The 22,438-nt window shown below is 39.4% G+C and carries 21 protein-coding genes; 8 read left to right on the top strand and 13 right to left on the bottom strand.

Annotation, left to right across the window (positions count from 1 at the left end; translation table 11 throughout):
- Positions 1-354: 354 nt before the first annotated feature.
- The 3 genes from ON073_RS04715 to ON073_RS04725 are packed head-to-tail and all read right to left on the bottom strand — an operon-like array spanning position 355 to position 3,144.
- Entirely contained in the window at positions 355-1,557 is a 1,203-nt protein-coding gene (locus ON073_RS04715) for an ABC transporter permease (protein ID WP_274760707.1), read from the bottom strand.
- Positions 1,550-2,338, bottom strand: a complete 789-nt coding sequence (locus tag ON073_RS04720; RefSeq protein ID WP_274760709.1) for an ABC transporter ATP-binding protein — start codon at positions 2,336-2,338, stop codon at positions 1,550-1,552. Before ON073_RS04720 ends, ON073_RS04715 begins: the two co-directional genes overlap by 8 nt.
- Positions 2,335-3,144 carry a DUF3025 domain-containing protein gene (locus ON073_RS04725; protein ID WP_274760710.1) on the bottom strand — a complete coding sequence of 270 codons (810 nt, stop codon included), beginning with the start codon at positions 3,142-3,144 and terminating at the stop codon, positions 2,335-2,337. Before ON073_RS04725 ends, ON073_RS04720 begins: the two co-directional genes overlap by 4 nt.
- A gap of 107 nt (positions 3,145-3,251) precedes the next feature.
- On the opposite strand from ON073_RS04725, the gene ON073_RS04730 reads away from it, so the two are divergent.
- Together ON073_RS04730 and ON073_RS04735 are read left to right on the top strand one after the other, a co-directional pair.
- Positions 3,252-4,877, top strand: a complete 1,626-nt coding sequence (locus ON073_RS04730) for a M28 family metallopeptidase (protein ID WP_274760711.1) — start codon at positions 3,252-3,254, stop codon at positions 4,875-4,877.
- 90 nt (positions 4,878-4,967) lie between these two features.
- A complete protein-coding gene (locus ON073_RS04735; protein ID WP_274760712.1) occupies positions 4,968-6,125 on the top strand; it encodes a putative manganese transporter in 1,158 nt (385 codons plus the stop codon).
- 24 nt (positions 6,126-6,149) lie between these two features.
- Here ON073_RS04735 and ON073_RS04740 read toward each other — a convergent pair whose 3' ends face one another.
- The 6 genes from ON073_RS04740 to seqA all read right to left on the bottom strand — a co-directional run bounded on the left by ON073_RS04740 (position 6,150) and on the right by seqA (position 13,457).
- Complete coding sequence (locus ON073_RS04740; protein ID WP_274760713.1) at positions 6,150-7,691, bottom strand: dihydrolipoyllysine-residue acetyltransferase; 1,542 nt, start codon at positions 7,689-7,691, stop codon at positions 6,150-6,152.
- Positions 7,692-7,700: 9 nt separating this feature from the next.
- Positions 7,701-8,678 (bottom strand): alpha-ketoacid dehydrogenase subunit beta, encoded by a 978-nt coding sequence (locus ON073_RS04745; RefSeq protein ID WP_274760714.1) that lies wholly within the window; start codon positions 8,676-8,678, stop codon positions 7,701-7,703.
- Positions 8,678-9,892, bottom strand: a complete 1,215-nt coding sequence (locus ON073_RS04750) for a thiamine pyrophosphate-dependent dehydrogenase E1 component subunit alpha (protein ID WP_274760715.1) — start codon at positions 9,890-9,892, stop codon at positions 8,678-8,680. Before ON073_RS04750 ends, ON073_RS04745 begins: the two co-directional genes overlap by 1 nt.
- Positions 9,893-10,180: 288 nt before the next feature.
- Positions 10,181-11,215 (bottom strand): succinylglutamate desuccinylase, encoded by a 1,035-nt coding sequence (gene astE, locus ON073_RS04755; RefSeq protein ID WP_274760716.1) that lies wholly within the window; start codon positions 11,213-11,215, stop codon positions 10,181-10,183.
- Positions 11,216-11,274: 59 nt separating this feature from the next.
- The gene (gene pgm / locus ON073_RS04760) at positions 11,275-12,915 is read right to left on the bottom strand and encodes a phosphoglucomutase (alpha-D-glucose-1,6-bisphosphate-dependent) (protein ID WP_274760717.1); all 1,641 of its coding nucleotides are present in this window, start codon (positions 12,913-12,915) and stop codon (positions 11,275-11,277) included.
- Positions 12,916-12,929: 14 nt separating this feature from the next.
- The gene (gene seqA, locus ON073_RS04765; protein ID WP_274760718.1) at positions 12,930-13,457 is read right to left on the bottom strand and encodes a replication initiation negative regulator SeqA; all 528 of its coding nucleotides are present in this window, start codon (positions 13,455-13,457) and stop codon (positions 12,930-12,932) included.
- 130 nt (positions 13,458-13,587) lie between these two features.
- Between seqA and ON073_RS04770 the strand changes: the two genes are divergently transcribed.
- The 5 genes from ON073_RS04770 to fur all read left to right on the top strand — a co-directional run bounded on the left by ON073_RS04770 (position 13,588) and on the right by fur (position 16,050).
- Positions 13,588-14,355 (top strand): alpha/beta fold hydrolase, encoded by a 768-nt coding sequence (locus ON073_RS04770; RefSeq protein ID WP_274760719.1) that lies wholly within the window; start codon positions 13,588-13,590, stop codon positions 14,353-14,355.
- A 120-nt stretch (positions 14,356-14,475) separates the two neighbouring features.
- Positions 14,476-14,697 (top strand): DUF2788 domain-containing protein, encoded by a 222-nt coding sequence (locus tag ON073_RS04775; RefSeq protein WP_274760720.1) that lies wholly within the window; start codon positions 14,476-14,478, stop codon positions 14,695-14,697.
- Entirely contained in the window at positions 14,697-14,975 is a 279-nt protein-coding gene (gene ybfE, locus ON073_RS04780) for a LexA regulated protein (protein WP_010560164.1), read from the top strand. Before ON073_RS04775 ends, ybfE begins: the two co-directional genes overlap by 1 nt.
- Before the next feature lie 6 nt (positions 14,976-14,981).
- Positions 14,982-15,509: a flavodoxin FldA gene (gene fldA, locus ON073_RS04785; protein WP_274760721.1), complete on the top strand. Its 528-nt coding sequence runs from the start codon at positions 14,982-14,984 to the stop codon at positions 15,507-15,509.
- Positions 15,510-15,606: 97 nt separating this feature from the next.
- Positions 15,607-16,050, top strand: coding sequence for a ferric iron uptake transcriptional regulator (gene fur / locus ON073_RS04790; RefSeq protein ID WP_274760723.1), 444 nt, complete (start codon positions 15,607-15,609; stop codon positions 16,048-16,050).
- 93 nt (positions 16,051-16,143) lie between these two features.
- Here fur and glnS read toward each other — a convergent pair whose 3' ends face one another.
- Positions 16,144-17,811 carry a glutamine--tRNA ligase gene (gene glnS / locus ON073_RS04795; protein ID WP_274760724.1) on the bottom strand — a complete coding sequence of 556 codons (1,668 nt, stop codon included), beginning with the start codon at positions 17,809-17,811 and terminating at the stop codon, positions 16,144-16,146.
- Positions 17,812-17,954: 143 nt separating this feature from the next.
- Between glnS and ON073_RS04800 the strand changes: the two genes are divergently transcribed.
- Entirely contained in the window at positions 17,955-18,677 is a 723-nt protein-coding gene (locus ON073_RS04800; RefSeq protein ID WP_274760725.1) for a substrate-binding periplasmic protein, read from the top strand.
- Between the two features lie 65 nt (positions 18,678-18,742).
- Here the strand turns inward: ON073_RS04800 and sucD are convergent, their stop codons facing one another.
- The 3 genes from sucD to odhB all read right to left on the bottom strand — a co-directional run bounded on the left by sucD (position 18,743) and on the right by odhB (position 22,432).
- Complete coding sequence (gene sucD, locus ON073_RS04805) at positions 18,743-19,615, bottom strand: succinate--CoA ligase subunit alpha (RefSeq protein WP_274760726.1); 873 nt, start codon at positions 19,613-19,615, stop codon at positions 18,743-18,745.
- On the bottom strand, positions 19,615-20,781 hold the full coding sequence (gene sucC, locus ON073_RS04810) for an ADP-forming succinate--CoA ligase subunit beta (protein WP_274760728.1): 1,167 nt from the start codon (positions 20,779-20,781) through the stop codon (positions 19,615-19,617). Before sucC ends, sucD begins: the two co-directional genes overlap by 1 nt.
- A gap of 166 nt (positions 20,782-20,947) precedes the next feature.
- Positions 20,948-22,432 carry a 2-oxoglutarate dehydrogenase complex dihydrolipoyllysine-residue succinyltransferase gene (gene odhB / locus ON073_RS04815; RefSeq protein ID WP_274760729.1) on the bottom strand — a complete coding sequence of 495 codons (1,485 nt, stop codon included), beginning with the start codon at positions 22,430-22,432 and terminating at the stop codon, positions 20,948-20,950.
- Positions 22,433-22,438 lie beyond the last annotated feature (6 nt).

Here is a 22,438-nt window from a genome sequence, read left to right on the forward strand (position 1 = left end):
TGACTACTTTTATAAGTTAGTCATATACCATTAATTAATAAAGATGTTTATAAAAAAATACTCTATTTGTAATTTATTCAGCTAAAAAATACCTTAAGACTAGCGTGTTAAAATTAACAAACACTTCATTTTGTAAGTAATAAGTTATTTTTGCCATAAAACGATAAATTCAGAAAGTTAAGACCGCTTGAATAATAGAGAATGATGAATTTAAAAAGATTTAAATTTCAAAAACTTAGTTTTATATTACCAAATAGCTATGTAGGAAACTAAGAGTCCACATATCAAAGCTAGAAACAACATATAAAAAAGCCCAACACACAGTTGGGCTTTATCGTTAAAACAAGAAAACGTTTATCTGAAAAGCACTTCTTCTTTTTTAAACCAATGCACACATGCTGTCATTAATAGGCCAGCAAGCACTGCAGTAGCAATAAAGATCATACCAACGAAACTATAATCTACTGTGCCTTTTAAAATCTCTTTAATAGCTAGTGCAACATTAGTAATTGGCACCATAGCTGTACTCATGCTGAGTTCCATATTTGGCATCATCGCAACAATAAGCGGCAAAAATGCAAGCATCGAAAGTGGGCCCATATAGTTTTGTGCTTCTTTAAATGAACGTGCATAAATCGAAATAGCCAAAACAAGAGATGAAAACACACATGCAAGCGGAATCAGCAATAATAAAATAAGTGCAAAATCTGCAAAGCCTAGCATCGAAAACGCATCGGTGATTTTCTCTACCTCAAAGAAATTACCTGCCATTTTCATCCATATGCCCATACTGGCGACAGTAATGAGCGCGGTTGCCAAAGAGGTAAATAACACAGTGAAAAACTTACCAAGTACCAGCTCTGTTCTCGAAATAGGTGTTAGTAAAAGTGTTTCAAGTGTGCCCCGCTCTTTTTCACCAGCGCCTAAATCAATCGCTGGGTAACTAGCACCTGCAAGTACAAGCGGAATTAATAAATACGGAATAAGCGCACCTAGTTTTTCGCCTAAATTTTCACGTAAATCGGCGGTATCTACTTTTTCAAGAACGATTGGGTTAAGCAGCGCTTCTTGCTGCTCGTTGGCAATTCCAAGCTTATTAAACTGCTCACTTTGCAGTGTTTGTGAAAACTCTTCTGCCATCTCTTTGATACGTGCAAAGATAAAACTAAGCGATGAAGAATCATTGAAAACAACCTGCCATGAATTACTTTTACCGCTTTCAAGAGATGAACGAGCATCGTCAGTAATCACAATACCCACGTCAATTACTTCGTTTTGTACTGCCGTTTTTAAATCATCGACTGTTTTAAAATCACCTTCAACCAATTTGAAGTTTTTATGGTAAAACAGTTTATCTTTAAATTCTGGTGCGTGTTGGGCATTAATAATCGCGTAAGTATGCACCTTTTGTTCTGCTTCAATTGCGGCTTTACTCATTAAAAAGCCCATCAAAGCAAAAATGATTGGGAAAATAGCAACCGGCAGTGCAACTACAAATAATAATGTTTTTCTGTCACGCAGCAGCTCTTTTAACTCTTTTAAAAATACCTCAAACACCTTGTTGCTCCTTTAAAATCGTTAAAAACGCGTTGTTAAGTACATCACTACGACCACGCTCTTTAAATTCACCAATGGTGCCATCAAAACACGTAATACCTTTATCAATCACACTGACGCGCTCACATAAAAGCTCTACTTCATCTAAGTGGTGAGTTGAAAAAATAACCGGAGTACCTTGTGCTTTAATACTTTGAATAAAGCTGATAACCGTTTGAGTAGTCATAATATCAAGGCCAGTGGTTGGCTCATCAAGAACAATCACCTCAGGGTTGTGCACCACAGCACGCGCTATGTTGGTTTTTTGCTTCATACCCGTTGATAAGTGTTCCGCGCGCTTATCTAAAAAACTATGCATATCAAGCATTTCAAATAATTCGTCACAACGTGTTTTTACTGCTTGTTTATTCATACCATGAAGGCGTGCAAAATATTCGATGTTCTCTTTCGCCGTTAAGCGGCCATATAAACCGGTAGAGCCAGATAAAAAGCCAATTTTTTTACGGGCTTCAAGCGGTTTTTTAACGACATCAATACCATTAATTTTAATTTGACCATCATCTGGACTAAGCGCGGTGGAAAGCATACGTAATGTAGTTGTTTTACCAGCACCATTTGGCCCTAATAAGCCAAGCACTTCACCCTGGTTACAGGTGAATGAAACATCACGCACCGAATGAAAATAATCTTTATCTTCCCGCGGATCTTTTTTCTCATCGTTTTTAACTTTGTGATCTTTGGTAAGTTTAAAGCGCTTTTTGAGCGCCGATACTTCTATCATTTCAACTTCCTTCGTTTAGGTCGAAAATAATCGGTATTTTCGTAAAATGCTTTGTCTTTGTTACTCTCATACCAAGTCGGCACACCTAGTAGCGGTAATGGGAACAAATGACTGTTATCGCACAATATATCTTGTTGTTCTATAAGTTTTTCAAGGGTCGTATCAAGCCAAGCATACTTTTCATCAAGGGATTTAGGTAAATCATCATGATGAGCGGTAATATAAAGCGCTTTACCGGTCAATCCTAAGTATGGGCGGGTTGCCATCTCGTAATTGGCGTGACCGAACATAAACGGCCAAATCGAGTTAAACCAATCAGCACGGTTTTCGAAAAAACCATCTACCCATAAATGATTTTGCAGTAAATGCGCTTGTGCTTCATTGCAAACAATTACAACACCACATTCATCTAATAATGTGATTGCATTGCGCTTTTTAGAGCGTTCTACTCTGCCGTGTAACTTTATCTGCTCGATATGGAGTTTATTTAGCAAGGCTTTTGTTTTGGGAAATAATAACCAAATAAACGCGCCAAACAAATCATGCCAGTTTTCTAAGCGTGTTGGGATTTCACCTTTGTCATAGATAATTTCTTCGTAATAACCATGTTGCCAATCAATATCATCATTAGCTACAAAGGTTATTTGTTGGTCATTTTTATTTTTAATGCCAATAGCATGCTGATTTAACCAGTCAAGTGCTGGCCACTGTTCAAATTGGTCAAGATTAAATAATCGGTTTAGATCGTCAAAGATACCATGATGTAAAAAATCAGTCGTCCAATGCGCTGGGGCTTCAAATTTCATGCAGGTAATTTAAAAGAATAAAACTAAAACCGCTACTTTACCGCATTTACTAGCACAACACTAAACTAGTTTTTATAATCGGCTAAATTTGTGACACAGGTTGAATTATGAAAAAACTAACACCAATAGGTCTTGCTGTCTCGTTGCTATTAAGTGGCTGTGCGACACAAAATAATGAACAAGCACTCAATGCTGCGTATAACAGTATCAATGCAAAGCAGCTTAGCGAACATATAAAAACAATCGCATCAGATGAATTCGAAGGGCGCGCGCCGTCAACCAAAGGCGAACAGCTCACTCTCGCTTACTTAGAAAAACACTTCAAATCACTTGGTTTTATTGGCGGTAATAACGGTAGCTTTTACCAAGACGTGCCTTTAGTTTCAATTGAAGCATCACCAGATATGACGCTTAATATCGCCGGTAAAGCATATCAGTACAAAAAAGATATGGTGATGGGCACAAGCCGCATGAGCGAGCTTGAATCGATTGAGAATTCAGAGCTGGTGTTTGTTGGCTATGGTATTAATGCGCCAGAATATAACTGGAACGACTATAAAGATATTGACGTAAAAGGTAAAACCGTAGTTATTTTGGTAAATGACCCAGGCTTTGCGACGCAAGATGACACGTTATTTACAGGTAATGCAATGACCTACTATGGCCGTTGGACCTACAAATATGAAGAAGCGTCACGTCAAGGTGCCGCAGGTGCGATTATTGTACATGAAACCGCACCTGCATCTTACCCTTGGTCAGTTGTTGAGAATTCATGGTCAGGCCCACAATTTGGTTTTCAAAAAGAAAATAACAATATGGACCGCGTTGCCGTTGAAGGTTGGATAACGTTAGACGTTGCTAATGAACTATTTGCTAAAGCAGGGTTAGACTTTGCAAAAGAGAAAGAAAAATCAGCCAAAGGTGCTTACTCTGTTGATATGGGTGATTTGACAGCGTCTGTTACAGTTAAAAGTGAAATTAAAAAATCAATTTCACGTAATTTTATTGCGACACTACCTGGTAGTAGCACCCCAAATGAACACATTATCTACTCTGCACACTGGGATCACCTAGGTAAAGATCCAAGTAAAAAAGGCGATAATATTTATAATGGCGCACACGATAACGCCACAGGAACCGCCGGTATGATTGAAATTGCAGAAGCATTTTCAATGTTACCGACAAAACCAGCTCGCTCAATTACCTTTTTAGCGGTAACTGCTGAAGAGCAAGGTTTACTTGGTGCAAAATACTATGCAGCTAATCCAATTATTGCCGCAAATAAATCGGTTGCTAACATCAATATGGATAGCTTAAACCTGTTGGGCCGAGTTACAGATATTAGTGTGGTTGGTGCAGGTAAATCTGAAATGGATGAATATTTGGCACGTGCTGCTAAAACGCAAAACCGTACTTTATCAGGCGACCCTCGCCCTGCTGCCGGTGGTTATTACCGCTCAGATCACTTTGCATTTGCACAAATGGGTATTCCAGCAATGTATTCAGGCGGTGGAACACAAGCGATTGACGAAGAAACAGCGCGATACCGCAAGCGTATGGGATTAATTTTACGTGGTTGTTACCATCAGCCATGTGATCAATTCCGTAATGGCTGGGATTTATCAGGTGCAATCCAAGATCTTCAATTATTTTATCAAGTAGGCTTAGATATTGCTGACAGCAAAGAGTGGCCAAAGTGGTACGAAAAATCTGAGTTCCAACGAAAAAAATAATCATAGCAATTGATTAAATTAAACGGTAATGGGATTGATTCGCATTACCGTTAGTACTATAGTGAAACTAATCGTACATTAGGTATCACTATGTTTCTATTTCTCTCACAATTAACTGTTTCAAAACACACTGTTAAAAGTGTTTTAGCTTATAAGCGACTTTTCCTTCCATTAATCATAGTGTGTTTGTGGCTTAATCCAACCACCCAACATATGGTGATCACTGCCCTGGCTGATGCCTTTTTACAAGTAAGCATATTTGTAGCCATTACCCTTTACGGCTATTACATTGCCGTAAAACGCTTCCCGCAATTAGAATTTAGTTATATAGCCAAAGTTGCACCAAGACTAGAAGTACCATTTGCAGCACTCTTAGGGGCTCTACCTGGCTGTGGTGGTGCAATTATTGTAGTGACGCAATACACTAAAAAACAGGTAAGCTTTGGAGCATTTGTCGCTGTATTAATTTCAACTATGGGTGACGCGGCCTTTTTACTTATCGCTGCAAAACCACAAACGGCACTTTTAGTGTTATTGATAAGCCTCTTAACAGGCACCCTATTTGGTTGGCTAGTAAATAATTTTCATAAATTTGACTATTTAGTGCCAGAGCAAACAGAAGACCAACAGCATCAATGTAAAAATGTGCCGAAGTTAATTACCACTTTTAGTAAACGGTTTTGGCAAAGTATCGTATTACCAATGACCATTGTAGCCTTGTTATTAGCTTTTCAGTTTAAATTTAATGATGGCGTATCAAGCTCTATTACAAGCATTGCTGCTGTTTGTTGTTTTATAGTAGCTGTTTTGTGGTCGCTCTCGTCAATTGGTAAAACGTACCAAGATGTAACAGCAGAAGATGACGTCGAAGATCATAATTTAGAAGTTAAAGTGCTGCAAGATACGCACTTTATAACCAGTTGGGTCGTTATTGGTTTCTTGGCTTATGAGTTATTCAAACTATGGCTCGGAACTGATATCTCTCTTTTATTTGATCAGTACACTTACTTAATGCCTTTAATTGCCTGTTTAGTTGGGCTGTTACCCGGATGTGGACCACAAATAATTGTCACCACGCTTTTTATGCAAGGGCATATTCCATTTTCAGCGTTAATGGCAAATGCCATATCCAATGATGGTGATGCGCTCTTTCCTGCGATTGCCCTAGCTCCCAAAGCGGCTTTGATTGGTACTTTATATACTGCAATACCAAGTTTATTAGTTGGTTATTTTCTTTACTTAATATAAAAGGGGTCTTTCGACCCCTTTTTATTAACTCATTGCCATTAACATGGCACTTGGTGTTTCTAGGTAGTGCTTCCACAAATTATTGAAACGCGCCATGGTTGCGCCATCAATAATGCGATGATCGCCTGACCATGAAATTTGCATTATTGCGCGTGCTTCAACCTCTCCTTTGGCATTAAAACGCGGTAAGTGTTGAAGTTTACCAAGGGCAACAATAGCAACTTCCGGTTTATTGATAATTGGGGTAGCTGTAGTACCACCAATTGCACCAATATTAGAAATTGAAATAGTGCCACCTTTAAGATCTTGTGGACTAACACGACCTTCACGTGCTTGATCAGTCAAACGTGATACTTCATTGGCGATTTCAACCATATTCTTAGTTTGACATGATTTAATATTAGGTACTAATAGGCCTAATTTTGAATCTACTGCCATACCAATATTATGATCATTGAAATACGTAAGCTCAGTACAATCGGCATTTACCTGTGAATTTATCACAGGGAATTCTTTTAGTGCTAACGAAAGCGCTTTGATAAAGAAAGGCATCATAGTGAGCTTAACACCCTGCTTTGCATACTGCTCTTTTAAATCTTTGCGTAAGCTGATTAGATCGGTTAAATCAATTTCATCACTTAAAGTAAAGTGTGGAATAGTAGAAACTGAATCCATCATCTGCTTTGCCATCGCTGCTTGCATACCGCGAATTGGCTCAACACGTGTACTTGCAAAACTTGGTGCGGCTTGTGTCGCAACTGGCGAATCTGATTGGCTGTTACTATCAGCATTTAAGAAGCGCTGAATATCTTCTTTATATACACGGCCATTTTTACCTGAGCCAACAACCTTTGAAATATCTAAATTGTGCTCTCGAGCTAAACGGCGCACTGCAGGGCTTGCAACTGCTTTGCCTGAATTTGCTACAACGGGAATTTCTTCTTGCTGTTGCTTAACGGGAGCATTTTGCTGCGCGTTTACCACTTTCTTTTGAATATCGATAACTTGTGCACTGGCTACTTCCATTTGGAAAAGAGGTGCATGCACTTTGGCAATTTCACCTTTTTGATGATACAGCTTAGTCACACGACCGGTGTGCTTTGCCGGAATTTGAACAAGCGCCTTGTCAGTCATTACATCACAAACGGCTTGGTCTTCTTTGATTTCATCACCCTCAGCAACAAGCCAATCGACAATTTCGCACTCAACAATACCTTCACCAATATCTGGTAAAATAAAGTCTTCAAGGGCTGTACCCGTTTGCGCTGGTGCCTCTTGAGTTAACTCTGATGGTGCCGAACTTGTTGGCTGCTGTGCTGCCGGTGCACCTTCAACATCCATGGCAAATAGTGGCGCGTGTACTTTAGCAATTTCACCTTTTTGGTAATAAAGCTTAGTAATAACACCGTTATGTACTGCAGGGATTTGCACCAGTGCTTTATCTGTCATTACATCGCAAATTGGCTGATCTTCTGTTACAGAGTCACCTTCTGCAATTAACCATTCAACCACTTCACATTCAACAATGCCTTCACCAATATCCGGTAGAATAAAATCTTGGCTCATAACTACTCCTTAAAACTGCACAGACTGCTTAATAGCTGATAACACTTTCAATGCATCAGGAATGTATTCTTTTTCCAGCGCAAGTGGGTATGGTGTATCTAGGCCACACACACGACTAATTGGCGATTCTAGATGTAAGAAACACTCTTGTTGAATAGTCGCTGCGATTTCAGCTCCAAAGCCACAGGTTACTGGTGCTTCATGGCTGATAAGTAAACGCCCTGTTTTCGTCACAGATTTTGCAACAGTTTCAACGTCCCATGGTTGAATACTACGTAAATCAATCACTTCACAACTAATGCCTTCTTCTTTTGCCATTTCTGCTGCTTGTTCAATGATTTCCATTTGCGCACCCCAAGCTAAAAGCGTGATATCAGAACCTTCAGATACAACTTCAGCTTTACCAATTGGAATAATGAAATCATCTTCTGGCACATCACCGATAGAAGCTCGATACAGGCGCTTTGGTTCAAAGAAAATAACCGGGTTATCATCTTTAATACAAGCGCGTAATAAACCTTTTGCTTGGTAAGCGTTACGCGGAACAACCAATTTTAAACCTGGTGTATGGGCAAAATAAGCTTCTGGTGATTGTGAATGATATAAACCGCCAGCAATACCACCGCCATATGGTGTGCGAATGGTAAGCTTGCCAACATTAAACTCATTACCGCTGCGGTACCTGAATTTAGCAGATTCGTTTACGATTTGATCAAACGCTGGGAAGATATAATCAGCAAATTGAATTTCAGCAATAGCTGGAGCCCCCGCCGCTGCTAAACCATTTGCAAAACCTAAAATACCTTGCTCAGTTAATGGCGTATTAAAAACACGGTGTTTACCATATTTTTCTTGTAGGCCACTGGTAGCACGGAATACACCACCAAAATAACCAACATCTTCACCGAAAATACAGGCAAGTGGATGTTCTGACATAGAAATATCAAGCGCAGAATTAATCGCTTGTAACATATTCATTTGTGCCATTATTTGATTCTCCCTGCCGTTGTCGGATAAGCGTCTGGATGTGCTTTAACGTGCGCTTTTAATGCTTCAAGTTGTTTTTCAAGTAATGGAATTGGCGTGTCATATACATCGCTTACTAAATCTTCAATTGGTGGCTTAGCCACTTTTTCAGCCACTTTAACGGCATCTAAGATTTGTTCACGTAGTGCTTCATCTTGCGCGTTATCTTCAGCTTCGTCTAACCAGCCTTTAGTCAGTAAATAACCTTTAAAACGCTGAATTGGACACTTAGTATTTGTACTTTCTTCTTCTTTTGAGCGATAACCTGTTGGGTCATCCGATGTAGAGTGAGCACCCAAGCGATAGGCAATTGATTCAACAAGAACAGGTTCGCCTGTTTCAACACTAAATTGTCGCGCTTTTTGTGTTGCCGCATAAACAGCTAAGGCATCGGCACCATCAACACGAATCGTCTTAATCCCGTAACCAACGCCACGACTGGCAATTCCGTCACCTGCAAACTGTTCATCTGCTGGCGTTGAAATCGCATAACCGTTATTTCTTGCAAAAAAGATAACTGGCGCTTTTAGAACCGCTGCCATATTAAGACCTGCGTGGAAATCGCCTTCAGATGCTGCACCTTCACCAAAATAACATAACGTAATATTGTTGATTTCAGAGCTTAATTCACCATTTTCAGCATTAATATGTGGGATTTTTTGCGAATACGCATAGCCCGTTGCCTGAGGTATTTGCGTTCCTAATGGTGAAGAGATAGTCATATAGTGCAATTCTTTTGAACCATAGTGAATTGGCATTTGACGACCTTTGCCTAAATCTTTCTCGTTAGAGAACATTTGGTTCATAAACTGCTCAAGGCTAAAACCACGGTAACGTAAGGCTGCTTGCTCACGATATTGCGCCATGATCATATCATCGTCTTTTAATGCAGCGGCACTTGCTGTTACAGCACCTTCTTCACCTAAACATTGCATGTAAAAAGAAACACGACCTTGGCGCTGTGCTGCTTGCATACGCTCATCTAGCGCTCGGATAAAACGCATTGTTTTATAGATTTTTAATGCGGTTTCTTTGTCAATATTTGGCTCAACTGCGTCTTTAACTAGATGACCATTTTCATCTAATAAACTAACAGTAGGTATGTCTAATGCTGAAGGATCGATAAATTCGAGTGCCTGCGTAACATTTAAAGACACATTTTGCGGGTTCGTCATAGCTTACCTCTAATGATGTAGCGCTTTAAAAATGCGTAAATATCCAATTATGCAACATAATTAGCATTGTGCTGAGAGACACTTAAACGTCAGGTAAATTGAATTTGATGCATCAAACACAAAAACCAAACATTTTAAACAGCTAATTTATGCAAGTGACTGGTATGATTAGTACATATCACCCATAAATTGGACTAATATTAAATTAAAGTTAGCTCGACTTTACGTTAACGTAAACGGATATTCAACTAATTTTAGCTGAATATCCTAAAAGGTGTGGCAAGATATTTATACAAAATCAGTTTTATTTTGCAGGGGGATCACGGTAAGAAGTGCGCGCTGTCCTAGTGCAACTTTTGCATTTGGGAAAATAATAGCTTCACCATCAACTTCGGCGAAATAATCTGTATCACCATCCGTTGCTAGTAGCTCACCTTTAGCAAACCCAGTAAAGTTTGCGGCGCTATCACTAAACGGAAAACGAAAGTCCTCTTGAGTCCGATTAATTGTGCGATGAACTTCAAACAATTCAAAATCAGCAAAGTTAAACTCTGGAAAAACCATCGTTTCTTGAGAGATTAATTGTGTAAGTGTGTTTTTCGCTTTTTCAAAGCGCGACATGTCATTCTCACCAAATGGCCTAACTTTACCAAGTTCGATGGTAAATGCGTCTGCATTAAACATACTGCTTGAAAAATAACTAAATGTTGTCGCAGGTGACTTCATCATCATAATAGTGTTTACACCACAGCTTAATAAAAAGCTTAACTCTTCTTTCTTCCACGGTTTACCATTTAAAAATGGGTAAACTGCAAATTTTTCGTTTTTAGAGTCACGAATTGCAGTATGTAAGTCATAATGGATACGTTTTCTATTTTCATCGCTAAGCGCATTAAAGAATTGATTAACATAAGCTTCTAACTTAGCGGCACGGATTTTTTCATTATTTTGTTCACCATTTTTATGGGCACCACAGAATAATCGGTTTAAGTTTTCTTCAACAAAGCGCTTTTCAATATTAATTGAAGCCGGGTTACCAAAAATAAATAACACGCGATGTGCTAACTGTAATTCACCTTTGATGATTCCTTTAATAAGTTCATCGCAAATTTCAATAGGTGCTGTTTCATTACCGTGAACAGCTGAAGAGAGTACAATATCCTTGCTACCATAGTTTTCTGGCGTAAATTGAATGACCCCCGTATCGAGTACATCCACCTGTGTACCATTATCCAGTGAAAAACTGCTGGGTTCTAAGTGCCATTCGTTGGCACGTGATATTGATAAAAAGTCACCTGTTTGTGAGAGATTATTTGTTGTCATGTTACTCATCTTTACATAATAAAAAAGGCGGTAAACCGCCTTTTAAAACATCTTAAATTTTAAGAAATAACTGAATTTACTAAAGCAATGGCTTCAGTTTCTAATTCTTTTAAATGTGCCTCAGATACAAAAGACTCAAGGTAAATTTTGTAGATATCCTCGGTACCAGAAGGGCGTGCAGCAAACCAACCGTTTTGAGTAGTAACTTTTAATCCACCGATTGCTGCGCCATTACCTGGAGCGTGAGTGAGTTTAGCTAAAATACTGTCACCTGCAAGGATATCGGCAGTTACATCATCAGCCGATAATTTAGACAACTTTGCTTTTTGCTGTGCGTTAGCGGGCGCATCTAAACGTTTGTAGATTGGTGCACCAAACTCTTCTGTTAAAGCGTTATAATGCTCACTTGGAGTTTTACCAGTCACAGCTAGAATCTCAGCGGCTAAAAGTGCAAGAATAAAACCGTCTTTATCAGTTTCCCATACACTGCCATCACGGCGTAAGAAAGATGCACCTGCACTTTCTTCACCACCAAACAATAAGTTCGAATCTAATAAACCATCAACAAACCATTTAAAGCCTACAGGTACTTCGAATACTTCACGGTCATGTTTAGCAACAACTTTATCGATCATTGCACTAGAAACGAGTGTTTTACCTACTTTAGCATCGATTGGCCACTCTGGGCGGTGACTTATTAGATAGTCAATTGCTACTGCTAAATAATGATTAGGGTTCATCAGACCATCTGGCGTAACAATACCATGACGGTCATAATCAGGATCATTTCCAACCGCAATATCAAACTTATCTTTAAGTGAAATTAAGCTTGCCATTGCATACGGAGATGAACAATCCATTCGGATTTTGCCGTCTTTATCGAGTGTCATAAAAGAAAAATGCGGGTCAATTTTTTCATTAACAATTGTAATGTCTAAACCATACTTTTCGGCAATAACTGGCCAAAAATTAATGCCTGAACCACCTAACGGATCTACACCAATTTTAATACCTGCATTTTTAATTGCTTGCATATCAATTATGTTTGCAAGGTCTTCTACATAAGGTGTAATTAAGTCTTGATATTGAATAAAACCAGAACGTTTAGCTTTAACAAATGGGAAAAGTTCAACTTCAACTAAATCTTCAATTAAAAGTTGATTCGCTCTATCTTCAATCCATTTAGTGATATTGGTATCAGCTGGACCACCATTAGGCGGGTTGTATTTAAAACCACCATCTTCAGGTGGATTGTGTGAAGGTGTAATAACAATCCCATCAGCAAGCTCAGCACTATGCGTTTTGTTATGCGTTACAATAGCATGGCTTATTACAGGGGTTGGTGTGTAATCATCATTTTCTTGCGTTACAACCTGAACCTCGTTTGCAACTAACACTTCAATAGCTGAATTAAATGCAGCTTCAGAAAGGGCATGAGTATCTTTGCCTAAGAAGAGCGGACCAAAAATATTGTTTTGTTTTCGATAATCACAAATCGCTTGAGTGATGGCCAAAATATGCGATTCATTGAAATTAGTTTTTAGTGAACAACCACGGTGACCCGATGTTCCAAATGCAACTCGCTGCTCAGGGTGTTCTTCAATATCTGGTTCATATAAATAATATGATGATACTAATTTAGGAATATTGACTAAGTCTGATTGTAAGGCGCGCTGCCCTGCTCTTTCATGGTTTGCCATGATCCACCTTTAAATTATAAGTAATCGCGTAATTTTTCTGCTTCGTCTTCACTGTAGCCTAAAGATATGGCAACTTCGTGAACCATCATTTTTTTACGTGTGGTGTTTGAGTTAGTCATAACCCAATAACCGCTATCTGTGATGTTCTTAGGATTAGTGCTACTGCCAGATGCAATTAAGTCATCTTTGTTTGTCGCGAAATAAATTCGGTCACGGCCTTTAATATCAAGCACTCGATTAAAAATACCTTTATGTGTACGGTGAAGTGCAGAAAGAATAAATAGAAAACGCCCTACAACGCCTTTTTGCATTGCAAGCTCTTCTTTATTCAAGATATTGAACACGTTATCGCATTTATGTTCTTTTTGCTCTGTTGGCTCAACTTGCTCTTCAACTTCGACAGTCTCAGTTTCTGGGAAATTTGGGAGATCTGTATCTAGCTTTAATAGGCGGCGTAAAATTTGTGATGCGCTTTCACCAATACTCTGAGTATTACTTGCTATATACTGATATAACTCGTCGTCGATTTCGATTTTTTTCATGGTTATCCTAATTGTTAGACGAATTTAGCAAAATCTTGCATAGTATAACGAGTTTAAATTGATTTCTCTATGTTTGCTTTTTCAAGTTTCACTCGGCACAATGCAGCTTTTCATTAGCTTAACTACGCAAATGCAATTAAATTATTCACAACTTGGCGATAATACTAACAACTTACCTATTATCGTAATTCACGGCTTATTTGGCTCAAAAGAAAATTTAAATATCATTGCCAAACCGCTCAGTGAAAACCATCAGGTTATCAACGTCGACCTCAGAAATCACGGCCAGTCATTTCACGATACTACAATGAACTACCAAGTTATGGCTGACGATGTATTAAATTTATTAAACACATTAAATATTAATCAGTGCATTCTTGTGGGTCATTCCATGGGTGGAAAAGTGGCGATGCAAATGGCTTTAAGCCAAGGTGAACGAATAGCCAAGCTCGTTGTGTTAGATATTGCCCCAACACACTACACACCAAGACATCAAAATGTGTTTAACGGCTTAAAAAATGTAAATTTAACCGCGATTAATAACCGAAGTAAGGCGGATGCTCAGTTAGCTGAATTTATTGAAGAGCCAGGCGTAAGGCAGTTTTTATTAAAAAGTTTAGCGAAAACAGATTCTGGCTTTAATTGGCGTTTTAATGTCGACCAGATAATTTCATCATATGATGCGATATTGGCCAAGCCTGAAGGTTTAGCATATACAAAGCCCACTCTCTTTATTAAGGGCGCAAATTCTGACTATATTTTAGAATCACACCGCCCTGAAATTGCCGCATTATTTCCAAATGCTAAAGCAAAAATTATCGCAGGTGCTGGCCACTGGTTGCATGCTGAAAAGCCAAGCCAAGTAAATTTAGCAATAAGTCAATTTATTGCACAATAATAAAGAAAAAAATAGAAAACACCTACTAAATACATGGGTACTATTTTTGATCTTTGATAATGTATTTAACGGCTTACTATGCTATAGTTGCGGCCGTTTTCGCGCAGATTCAGAATAATAATGTTAGATAAATTATTAGATGGTATTGATATCCTTGGACTCTATTTCGGTTTAGCTGGAATATTCTTTTTTATAGGTATGGCAATCCAAGATGTTTTAAAAAAAGGTGATGTGCCAAAATTTGGTCGTTACATCGTTTGGTTGGTGCTTTTTTTAGGCTGTTCTGGATTTATTGCGAAAGGTCTTATTCAGGTATTTTGGCAAGGTGCTGGAGTTGGATAATGGCCAAAGCGGAATCAGATAGAACGACCCGAGATTTATTCGAACACGATAAACGTCCAGGGCGACCTAAAACAAACCCCCTACCACGAGAATTACAGCTTAAAATTAATAAGCGAAATCAGCTTAAACGTGATAAAGCTCGTGGTTTAAAGCGTGTCGAGTTCAAAGTTTCTTCTGAGTTATATCAAGCACTAAATGATATGGCTGAAGAACAAAATGTGAGTCGAAGCGCATTAATTGAAATTATTTTGCAAGAGAAATTAGCGACAAAAAGGTAATAAACTATGGCAAGCGTAGGCATTTTTTTTGGTAGTGATACAGGTAATACAGAGCACGTCGCCAAGCTAATTCAAAAAGAGCTAGGTAAAAAAATGGTTGATGTTCATGACATCGCTAAAAGCTCTAAAGAAGATATTGCTGAATTTGATTTAATTCTATTCGGTATTCCAACTTGGTATTACGGTGAAGCACAATGTGACTGGGACGACTTTTTCCCTGAACTTGAAGAAATCAACTTCGACGGTAAATTAGTAGCTATTTTTGGTTGTGGTGACCAAGAAGATTACGCCGAGTATTTCCTTGACGCGATGGGCATGATTAATGACATCGTGACTGAACGTGGAGCAATCGTTGTTGGTCACTGGTCAACTGATGGTTATGAGTTTGAAGCCTCTAAAGCACTTGTTGACGATAACCACTTTGTTGGTTTGGGTATTGATGAAGATCGCCAACCTGAATTAACTGAGAAGCGTATTAAAGATTGGTGTGCTCAAGTATATGACGAAATGTGCTTGGCTGAATTAGAAGATTAAAATAAAACCTGCGTTTACATTAGGCTATATCTAGTATAGCCTTATTATAACGTCGTGCAATTAAAGACAAAACAAGATAAAAAACGAGACCAAGTTGATGACTGATCACAATTTAGAGCTAAAAAAAGCAGGTTTAAAAGTAACACTGCCAAGAATTAAAATCTTAGAGATTTTACAATCACCAGATAATCAACATATCAGCGCTGAAGATGTATATAAAATCTTATTAGATAAAGGCGAAGAAATTGGTCTTGCGACTGTTTATCGTGTACTTAACCAATTTGACGATGCTGGCATTGTTACGCGTCACCATTTTGAAGGTGGAAAATCAGTTTTTGAATTAGCCGGCAGCACACACCATGACCATTTAGTATGTTTAAAGTGTGGCAAAGTGGTTGAATTTGAGGATGATGTTATCGAAACTCGACAAGAAGAAATTGCTAACGACAATGGCATTAAGCTAACAAATCATTCACTTTACCTATACGGTGAATGTGAAGACAAAGAAGCGTGTAAGCAATTTGCAGAAGACAATAGTTAAAACACTCTTCAAAAAAAAGCGCCAATTGGCGCTTTTTTTTATGTCTTAACTCTAGCATTAAGGGGTAAATGCTCTACCCCTTACACTAAAAACCTAAGCTTTGTTTTCTTCTTTTGCCCAAGAATCACGTAAGCCAACTGTTCGGTTAAATACTAAACCTTCTGCTTTGCTATCTCGACAGAAATAGCCAGTACGTTCAAACTGGTAACCTACTTCAGCTTCTGCATTGGCAAGTGCTGGCTCAACAACCGCAGAGGTTAAACGTATTAAAGACTCTGGGTTCAATACTGTTGCAAAGTCTTCTTCTGCTGCCGGATTAGGCACAGTAAATAAACGGTCGTATAAACGTACTTCTGCAGGAACACCTTGCGTTGCACTTACCCAGTGAATTACGCCTTTTACTTTACGACCATCACTTGGGTTTTTACCCAGTGTTTCATCGTCGTATGTACAGTAAATAGTAGTAATGTTGCCTGCATCGTCTTGGTCAACACGTTCTGCTTTAATTACATAAGCACCACGTAAACGCACTTCTTTACCAAGCACTAAACGCTTATATTTTTTGTTAGCCTCAAGGCGGAAATCTTCACGTTCAATAAATACTTCACGCGTGAAAGGAACTATACGCGACCCCATTTCTTCGCAATTTGGGTGGTTTTGAACATTTAGTTCTTCCACTTTATCTTCTGGGAAGTTCTCGATAACGACTTTAATTGGATCAAGTACTGCCATTGCACGCGGTGCATTTTCGTTTAGGTCATCACGGATACATGCTTCTAACATGCCCATTTCTACCATATTATCTTGTTTTGTAACACCAATACGCTTACAGAATTCGCGTACCGAAGCTGGTGTATAACCACGACGCTTTAAACCCGCAATCGTTGGCATACGCGGGTCATCCCAACCTTCTACGTGCTTTTCTTCAACTAATGCATTTAGCTTACGCTTACTCATTAGTGTGTACTCGAGATTTAAACGCGAAAACTCAATTTGTTGTGGATGACATTCAAGTGAAATGTTATCTAACACCCAATCGTATAGGCGACGGTTATCTTGGAACTCAAGCGTACAAAGCGAGTGAGTAATACCTTCTAGCGCATCTGAAATACAGTGTGTGAAATCGTACATTGGGTAGATGCACCACTTGTCACCTGTTTGGTGGTGATGTGCAAAACGAATACGATAAATGATTGGATCGCGTAGCACCATAAATGAGCTCGCCATATCAATTTTTGCACGTAGAACACATTCGCCTTCTTTAAACTCACCGTTTTTCATTTTTTCGAAAAGCGCTAAGTTTTCTTCAACATTTGTATCACGGTAAGGGCTGTTTTTACCTGGCTCTGTTAAAGTACCACGGTATTCACGTGCTTCATCAGGTGATAAGAAACATACGTAAGCTAAGCCTTTTTCAATTAGCTCTACCGCGTAGCCGTATAACTCGTCAAAGTAGTTTGACGAATAACAAATATCGCCATCCCAGTTAAAACCAAGCCATTTAACATCTTGTTGAATTGAGTTTACGTAATCGATGTCTTCTTTTTCTGGGTTTGTATCATCAAAACGTAAGTTACATAGGCCTTTGTAATCTTGTGCAATACCAAAATTTAGGCAGATAGACTTGGCGTGACCAATATGTAAATAACCATTCGGTTCTGGTGGAAAACGCGTATGAGTTGTATCGTGTTTTCCAGATGCTAAATCTTTATCAATAATATTAGTGATAAAGTTAGTTGCTCGATTTTCTGCTTCCGCCATTGCGAAATTTTCCTATATTCATTAAATAAATTAACGCGCTAATTATTACAAATAAAAGCCTCAGCTACTAGCTCCAATCACTTTGCAAGGTTAAAAAAATAACGCTACATTAAGAAATAGATATCATAATAGTTGTTTAATTTGTGAAAGTATTATTTGTATTGTTGTGTATTGTAAGCTGTTCAGTCAAAGCTTCAAATTCTATTACCTTTGCGGTTGGTCATGACCATCAGAAAATGATAGAAGATTACCCATTTTACGCAGCTTCTTGGGAAATACTAAATTTTGAACTTGATAAAATAGGTTATGAAGTTAAAACCAATGTTTACCCTTGGGCAAGAGCCAAAGAATCAGTAAAAAAAGGGAAAAGTGACGGGTTATTTTTGGCAGCGAATTTCAAAGGTAGAGAAAGTTGGGCTTCATTAAGTATTGCTATTGGCCAAGATCAGTTTGGCGTTTTTCAAAATCATCGCACTGATCCACTTGCCCCCTTTGGCTCAGTGCGACTACTAAATAATTATAGTCAATTGACGTTTCTCGACCAAAGTAAACAAATTAAAGTAACCACAGAACAAGAAGGTTTGTTGTTATTGAGTAATCAAAAATTACAAGGATTTGTAATGTCACGTAGTTATGGCGACTACTTATTACATAATGAATTACACACTTTAAATAAACGAATAGTGTTTAACGAAGAGAAGATTGAAACTTATACCGCGCATATTGCGGTAGGCAAAACAAACTCAAAAAGAGCTATAATCCTTTCCATAGTGAATAAAGCGATTGGAAATGCCTTTAAGTCAGGCTCTTATAAAAAAATAATGCAAAAACACAATGTCGAAGAGTATCAATTACTCACTTTTTAAAATAACTAAGAATATTGCCCAATAAAAAAGGCTGCAGATGCAGCCTTTTTCAATTGGTAAGTAGATTACCAGCCAGTTTTTTCAGCTAGTGCTTTACCGATATCAGCTAGTGAACGAACAGTCTTAACGCCTGCCGCTTCTAGCGCTGCGAATTTCTCGTCAGCTGTACCTTTACCGCCAGCGATAATCGCACCAGCGTGACCCATACGCTTACCTGGAGGAGCAGTAACACCAGCGATATAAGAAACTACAGGCTTAGTTACATTAGCTTTAATGTACTCAGCAGCTTCTTCTTCAGCTGTACCACCAATCTCACCGATCATAACGATCGCTTCAGTTTGCGGGTCATTTTCGAACATTTCAAGAACGTCGATGAAGTTAGTACCTGGGATTGGGTCACCACCGATACCAACACATGTTGATTGACCGAAACCAGCATCTGTAGTTTGCTTAACTGCTTCGTAAGTAAGCGTACCAGAACGTGATACGATACCTACTTTACCTGGCTTATGGATGTGACCAGGCATGATGCCGATTTTAGTTTCACCCGGAGTGATAACACCTGGGCAGTTAGGACCAATCATGCGAACGCCAGTTTCGTCAAGCTTAACTTTAACGTCAACCATGTCTAGCGTTGGGATACCTTCAGTGATACATACGATTAGCTCGATGCCTGCACTGATAGCTTCTAAGATTGCATCTTTACAGAAAGGTGCTGGAACGTAGATAACAGAAGCTGTTGCGCCTGTTGCTTCTACTGCTTCACGTACTGTGTTAAATACAGGAAGACCTAGGTGAGTTTGACCACCTTTACCTGGAGAAACACCACCAACCATATGTGTACCGTACTCAAGCGCTTGCTCTGAGTGGAAAGTACCTTGGCCACCAGTGAAACCCTGACAGATTACTTTAGTATCTTTATTAATTAATACAGACATTATTTGCCCTCCGCAGCAGCAACAACTTTCTCAGCAGCGTCAGTTAGTGACTCAGCTGCGATAATGTCAAGGCCAGAGTTAGCAAGAACGTCACGACCAAGATCAGCGTTAGTACCTTCTAAACGTACAACTACAGGTACATTTACACCAACTTCTTTAACCGCACCAATGATACCTTCTGCGATCATGTCACAACGTACGATACCACCGAAGATGTTAACTAGTACTGCTTTAACATTGTCATCAGATAAGATGATCTTGAATGCTTCAGCTACACGCTCTTTTGTCGCGCCGCCACCTACATCTAGGAAGTTAGCTGGCTTGCCGCCGTGTAGGTTTACGATATCCATCGTACCCATTGCAAGGCCTGCACCGTTAACCATACAACCAACGTTACCGTCTAGTGCTACGTAGTTTAGTTCCCACTGAGCTGCGTGTGCTTCACGCTCATCTTCTTGTGACGGATCATGCATTTCACGGATTTTAGGCTGACGGTATAAAGCGTTACCATCTACACCGATTTTACCGTCTAGACAGTGAAGGTTACCTTCGTCAGTGATTACTAATGGGTTGATTTCTAAAAGTGCGAAATCGTGGTCGTTGAACATGTTAGCAAGACCCATGAAGATCTTAACAAACTGCTTCATTTGCGTAGGGTTTAAACCTAGTTTGAAGCCTAGTTCACGCGCTTGGTAAGCTTGAGGACCTACTAGTGGGTCGATCTCAGCTTTATGAATTAGTTCTGGTGTTTCTTCTGCAACTTGTTCGATTTCAACACCACCTTCAGTAGATGCCATGAAAACAACTTTACGAGAAGCACGGTCTACTACAGCGCCAAGGTATAATTCGTTAGCGATATCTGTGCAGCTTTCAACAAGGATTTTTGCTACTGGCTGACCATTTTCGTCAGTTTGGTAAGTTACTAGGTTCTTACCTAACCAGTTTTGTGCAAATTCTTTAATTTCTTCTTTGCTGTCAGCAAGCTTAACACCGCCCGCTTTACCACGTCCACCTGCGTGAACCTGACATTTAACAACCCACTTGTCACCGCCAATTTTATCAGCAGCTTCTGCAGCTTCCTGAGGAGTGTCACATGCGTAACCCTCAGAAACTGGTAAACCATAGTCGGCAAATAATTGCTTTGCCTGATACTCATGCAAATTCATGATGCTTTTCCAATTGTATTACGTAAAGGGTTGAACTTTTGTTCAACCATCCCAAATTGCGCACCTAGTATAGTCGCACCAACCTTGTATGAAAACCCCAGTACGACCAAAGGCGCAAAAAAAAAGCTGCGAATCACTCCACAGCTTATTTTTTAATCCAAATCTATTAAACGTCTAGTAATAAACGTGTTGGATCTTCTAGTAGTTCCTTAATTGTAACTAAGAAACCAACAGATTCTTTACCATCGATTTGACGGTGGTCATACGATAGTGCTAGGTACATCATAGGTAAAATTTCAACTTTACCATTTACCGCCATTGGACGCTCTTGGATTTTGTGCATACCAAGAATAGATGATTGCGGTAAGTTGATGATTGGCGTAGATAGTAATGAACCAAATACACCACCGTTAGTAATAGTGAAGTTACCACCTGTCATGTCATCAACAGTAAGTTTACCGTCACGACCTTTAAGTGCTAATTCACGAATACCTTTTTCAATTTCAGCAACTGACAGCTTGTCACAGTCACGAAGTACTGGTGTCACAAGACCACGCGGTGTAGAAACTGCGATGCTGATATCGAAGTAGTTGTGATAAACAATGTCATCACCGTCAATAGACGCGTTTACTTCAGGGAAACGCTTAAGCGCTTCAGTAACTGCTTTCACGTAGAAAGACATGAAACCTAAACGGATGCCGTGACGCTCTTCAAATACATCTTTATATTGCTTACGAAGATCCATGATTGGTTTCATGTTAACTTCGTTGAATGTAGTAAGCATTGCAGTTGAATTCTTAGCTTCAAGAAGACGGTTAGCAATTGTCTTACGGAGACGTGTCATAGGAACACGTTTTTGCGTACGCTCACCAAGTGCAACAGCTGGTGCTGCCGCCGCAGGAGCTGAAGCAGGTTTAGCTGCTGGTGCTTTTAAGAATGCGTCTACATCTTCTTTTGTGATACGACCGCCTTTGCCAGAACCTTTGATTTGTGAAGCATCAAGGCCTTTTTCTGCAATTAGACGACGAACAGAAGGTGTTAATACGTCTGAATTTTCATCAGATGCTGCTGGCGCTTCAGCTGTTGCTGCTGGTGCTGCCGCCGCAGGTGCTGCACCTGCAACTAGTTTACCAATTACTTGTTCGCCAAGTACTGTGTCGCCTTCTGCGTGAATGTGATCACCCATTACACCATCTTCTGGCGCTACAACTTCAAGAACAACTTTGTCAGTTTCGATGTCTACTAGGTTTTGGTCACGGCTTACCGCTTCACCTGGTTGAACATGCCATGTTGCAATCGTAGCGTCTGCTACTGATTCTGGAAGTACAGGAACTTTAATATCCACTTCTTTACCTTCTGCTGCTGGCGCCGCTGCTGGCGCTGCTGTTGTTTCTGCTGGCGCAGCTGCTGCATCTGCCGCACCTAATAGTGCAATCACTTGTTCACCAAGTACCGTTGCACCTTCCGTTTGAGAAATTTCTGTAATCACACCATCTTCCGGTGCAACTACTTCTAACACTACTTTATCTGTTTCAATATCAACAAGGTTTTGATCGCGGCTAACTGTATCACCAACGTTCACGTGCCAAGTTGCAACTGTTGCATCTGCAACAGATTCAGGAAGAACAGGAACCTTAATTTCGGTTGTCATCTCTTA

The sequence above is a fragment of the Pseudoalteromonas sp. G4 genome, assembly GCF_028875915.1.
Lineage (GTDB): Bacteria > Pseudomonadota > Gammaproteobacteria > Enterobacterales > Alteromonadaceae > Pseudoalteromonas.

What these genes read in the sequence shown, in the direction of transcription:
- ON073_RS04720 (WP_274760709.1), bottom strand. Translation starts at nt 2,338, where the DNA reads ATGATAGAAGTATCGGCGCTCAAAAAGCGCTTTAAACTTACCAAAGAT.
- ON073_RS04725 (WP_274760710.1), bottom strand. Translation starts at nt 3,144, where the DNA reads ATGAAATTTGAAGCCCCAGCGCATTGGACGACTGATTTTTTACATCAT.
- ON073_RS04730 (WP_274760711.1), top strand. Translation starts at nt 3,252, where the DNA reads ATGAAAAAACTAACACCAATAGGTCTTGCTGTCTCGTTGCTATTAAGT.
- ON073_RS04735 (WP_274760712.1), top strand. Translation starts at nt 4,968, where the DNA reads ATGTTTCTATTTCTCTCACAATTAACTGTTTCAAAACACACTGTTAAA.
- ON073_RS04740 (WP_274760713.1), bottom strand. Translation starts at nt 7,691, where the DNA reads ATGAGCCAAGATTTTATTCTACCGGATATTGGTGAAGGCATTGTTGAA.
- ON073_RS04745 (WP_274760714.1), bottom strand. Translation starts at nt 8,678, where the DNA reads ATGGCACAAATGAATATGTTACAAGCGATTAATTCTGCGCTTGATATT.
- ON073_RS04750 (WP_274760715.1), bottom strand. Translation starts at nt 9,892, where the DNA reads ATGACGAACCCGCAAAATGTGTCTTTAAATGTTACGCAGGCACTCGAA.
- astE (WP_274760716.1), bottom strand. Translation starts at nt 11,215, where the DNA reads ATGACAACAAATAATCTCTCACAAACAGGTGACTTTTTATCAATATCA.
- pgm (WP_274760717.1), bottom strand. Translation starts at nt 12,915, where the DNA reads ATGGCAAACCATGAAAGAGCAGGGCAGCGCGCCTTACAATCAGACTTA.
- seqA (WP_274760718.1), bottom strand. Translation starts at nt 13,457, where the DNA reads ATGAAAAAAATCGAAATCGACGACGAGTTATATCAGTATATAGCAAGT.
- ON073_RS04770 (WP_274760719.1), top strand. Translation starts at nt 13,588, where the DNA reads ATGCAATTAAATTATTCACAACTTGGCGATAATACTAACAACTTACCT.
- ON073_RS04775 (WP_274760720.1), top strand. Translation starts at nt 14,476, where the DNA reads ATGTTAGATAAATTATTAGATGGTATTGATATCCTTGGACTCTATTTC.
- ybfE (WP_010560164.1), top strand. Translation starts at nt 14,697, where the DNA reads ATGGCCAAAGCGGAATCAGATAGAACGACCCGAGATTTATTCGAACAC.
- fldA (WP_274760721.1), top strand. Translation starts at nt 14,982, where the DNA reads ATGGCAAGCGTAGGCATTTTTTTTGGTAGTGATACAGGTAATACAGAG.
- fur (WP_274760723.1), top strand. Translation starts at nt 15,607, where the DNA reads ATGACTGATCACAATTTAGAGCTAAAAAAAGCAGGTTTAAAAGTAACA.
- glnS (WP_274760724.1), bottom strand. Translation starts at nt 17,811, where the DNA reads ATGGCGGAAGCAGAAAATCGAGCAACTAACTTTATCACTAATATTATT.
- sucD (WP_274760726.1), bottom strand. Translation starts at nt 19,615, where the DNA reads ATGTCTGTATTAATTAATAAAGATACTAAAGTAATCTGTCAGGGTTTC.
- sucC (WP_274760728.1), bottom strand. Translation starts at nt 20,781, where the DNA reads ATGAATTTGCATGAGTATCAGGCAAAGCAATTATTTGCCGACTATGGT.
- odhB (WP_274760729.1), bottom strand. Translation starts at nt 22,432, where the DNA reads ATGACAACCGAAATTAAGGTTCCTGTTCTTCCTGAATCTGTTGCAGAT.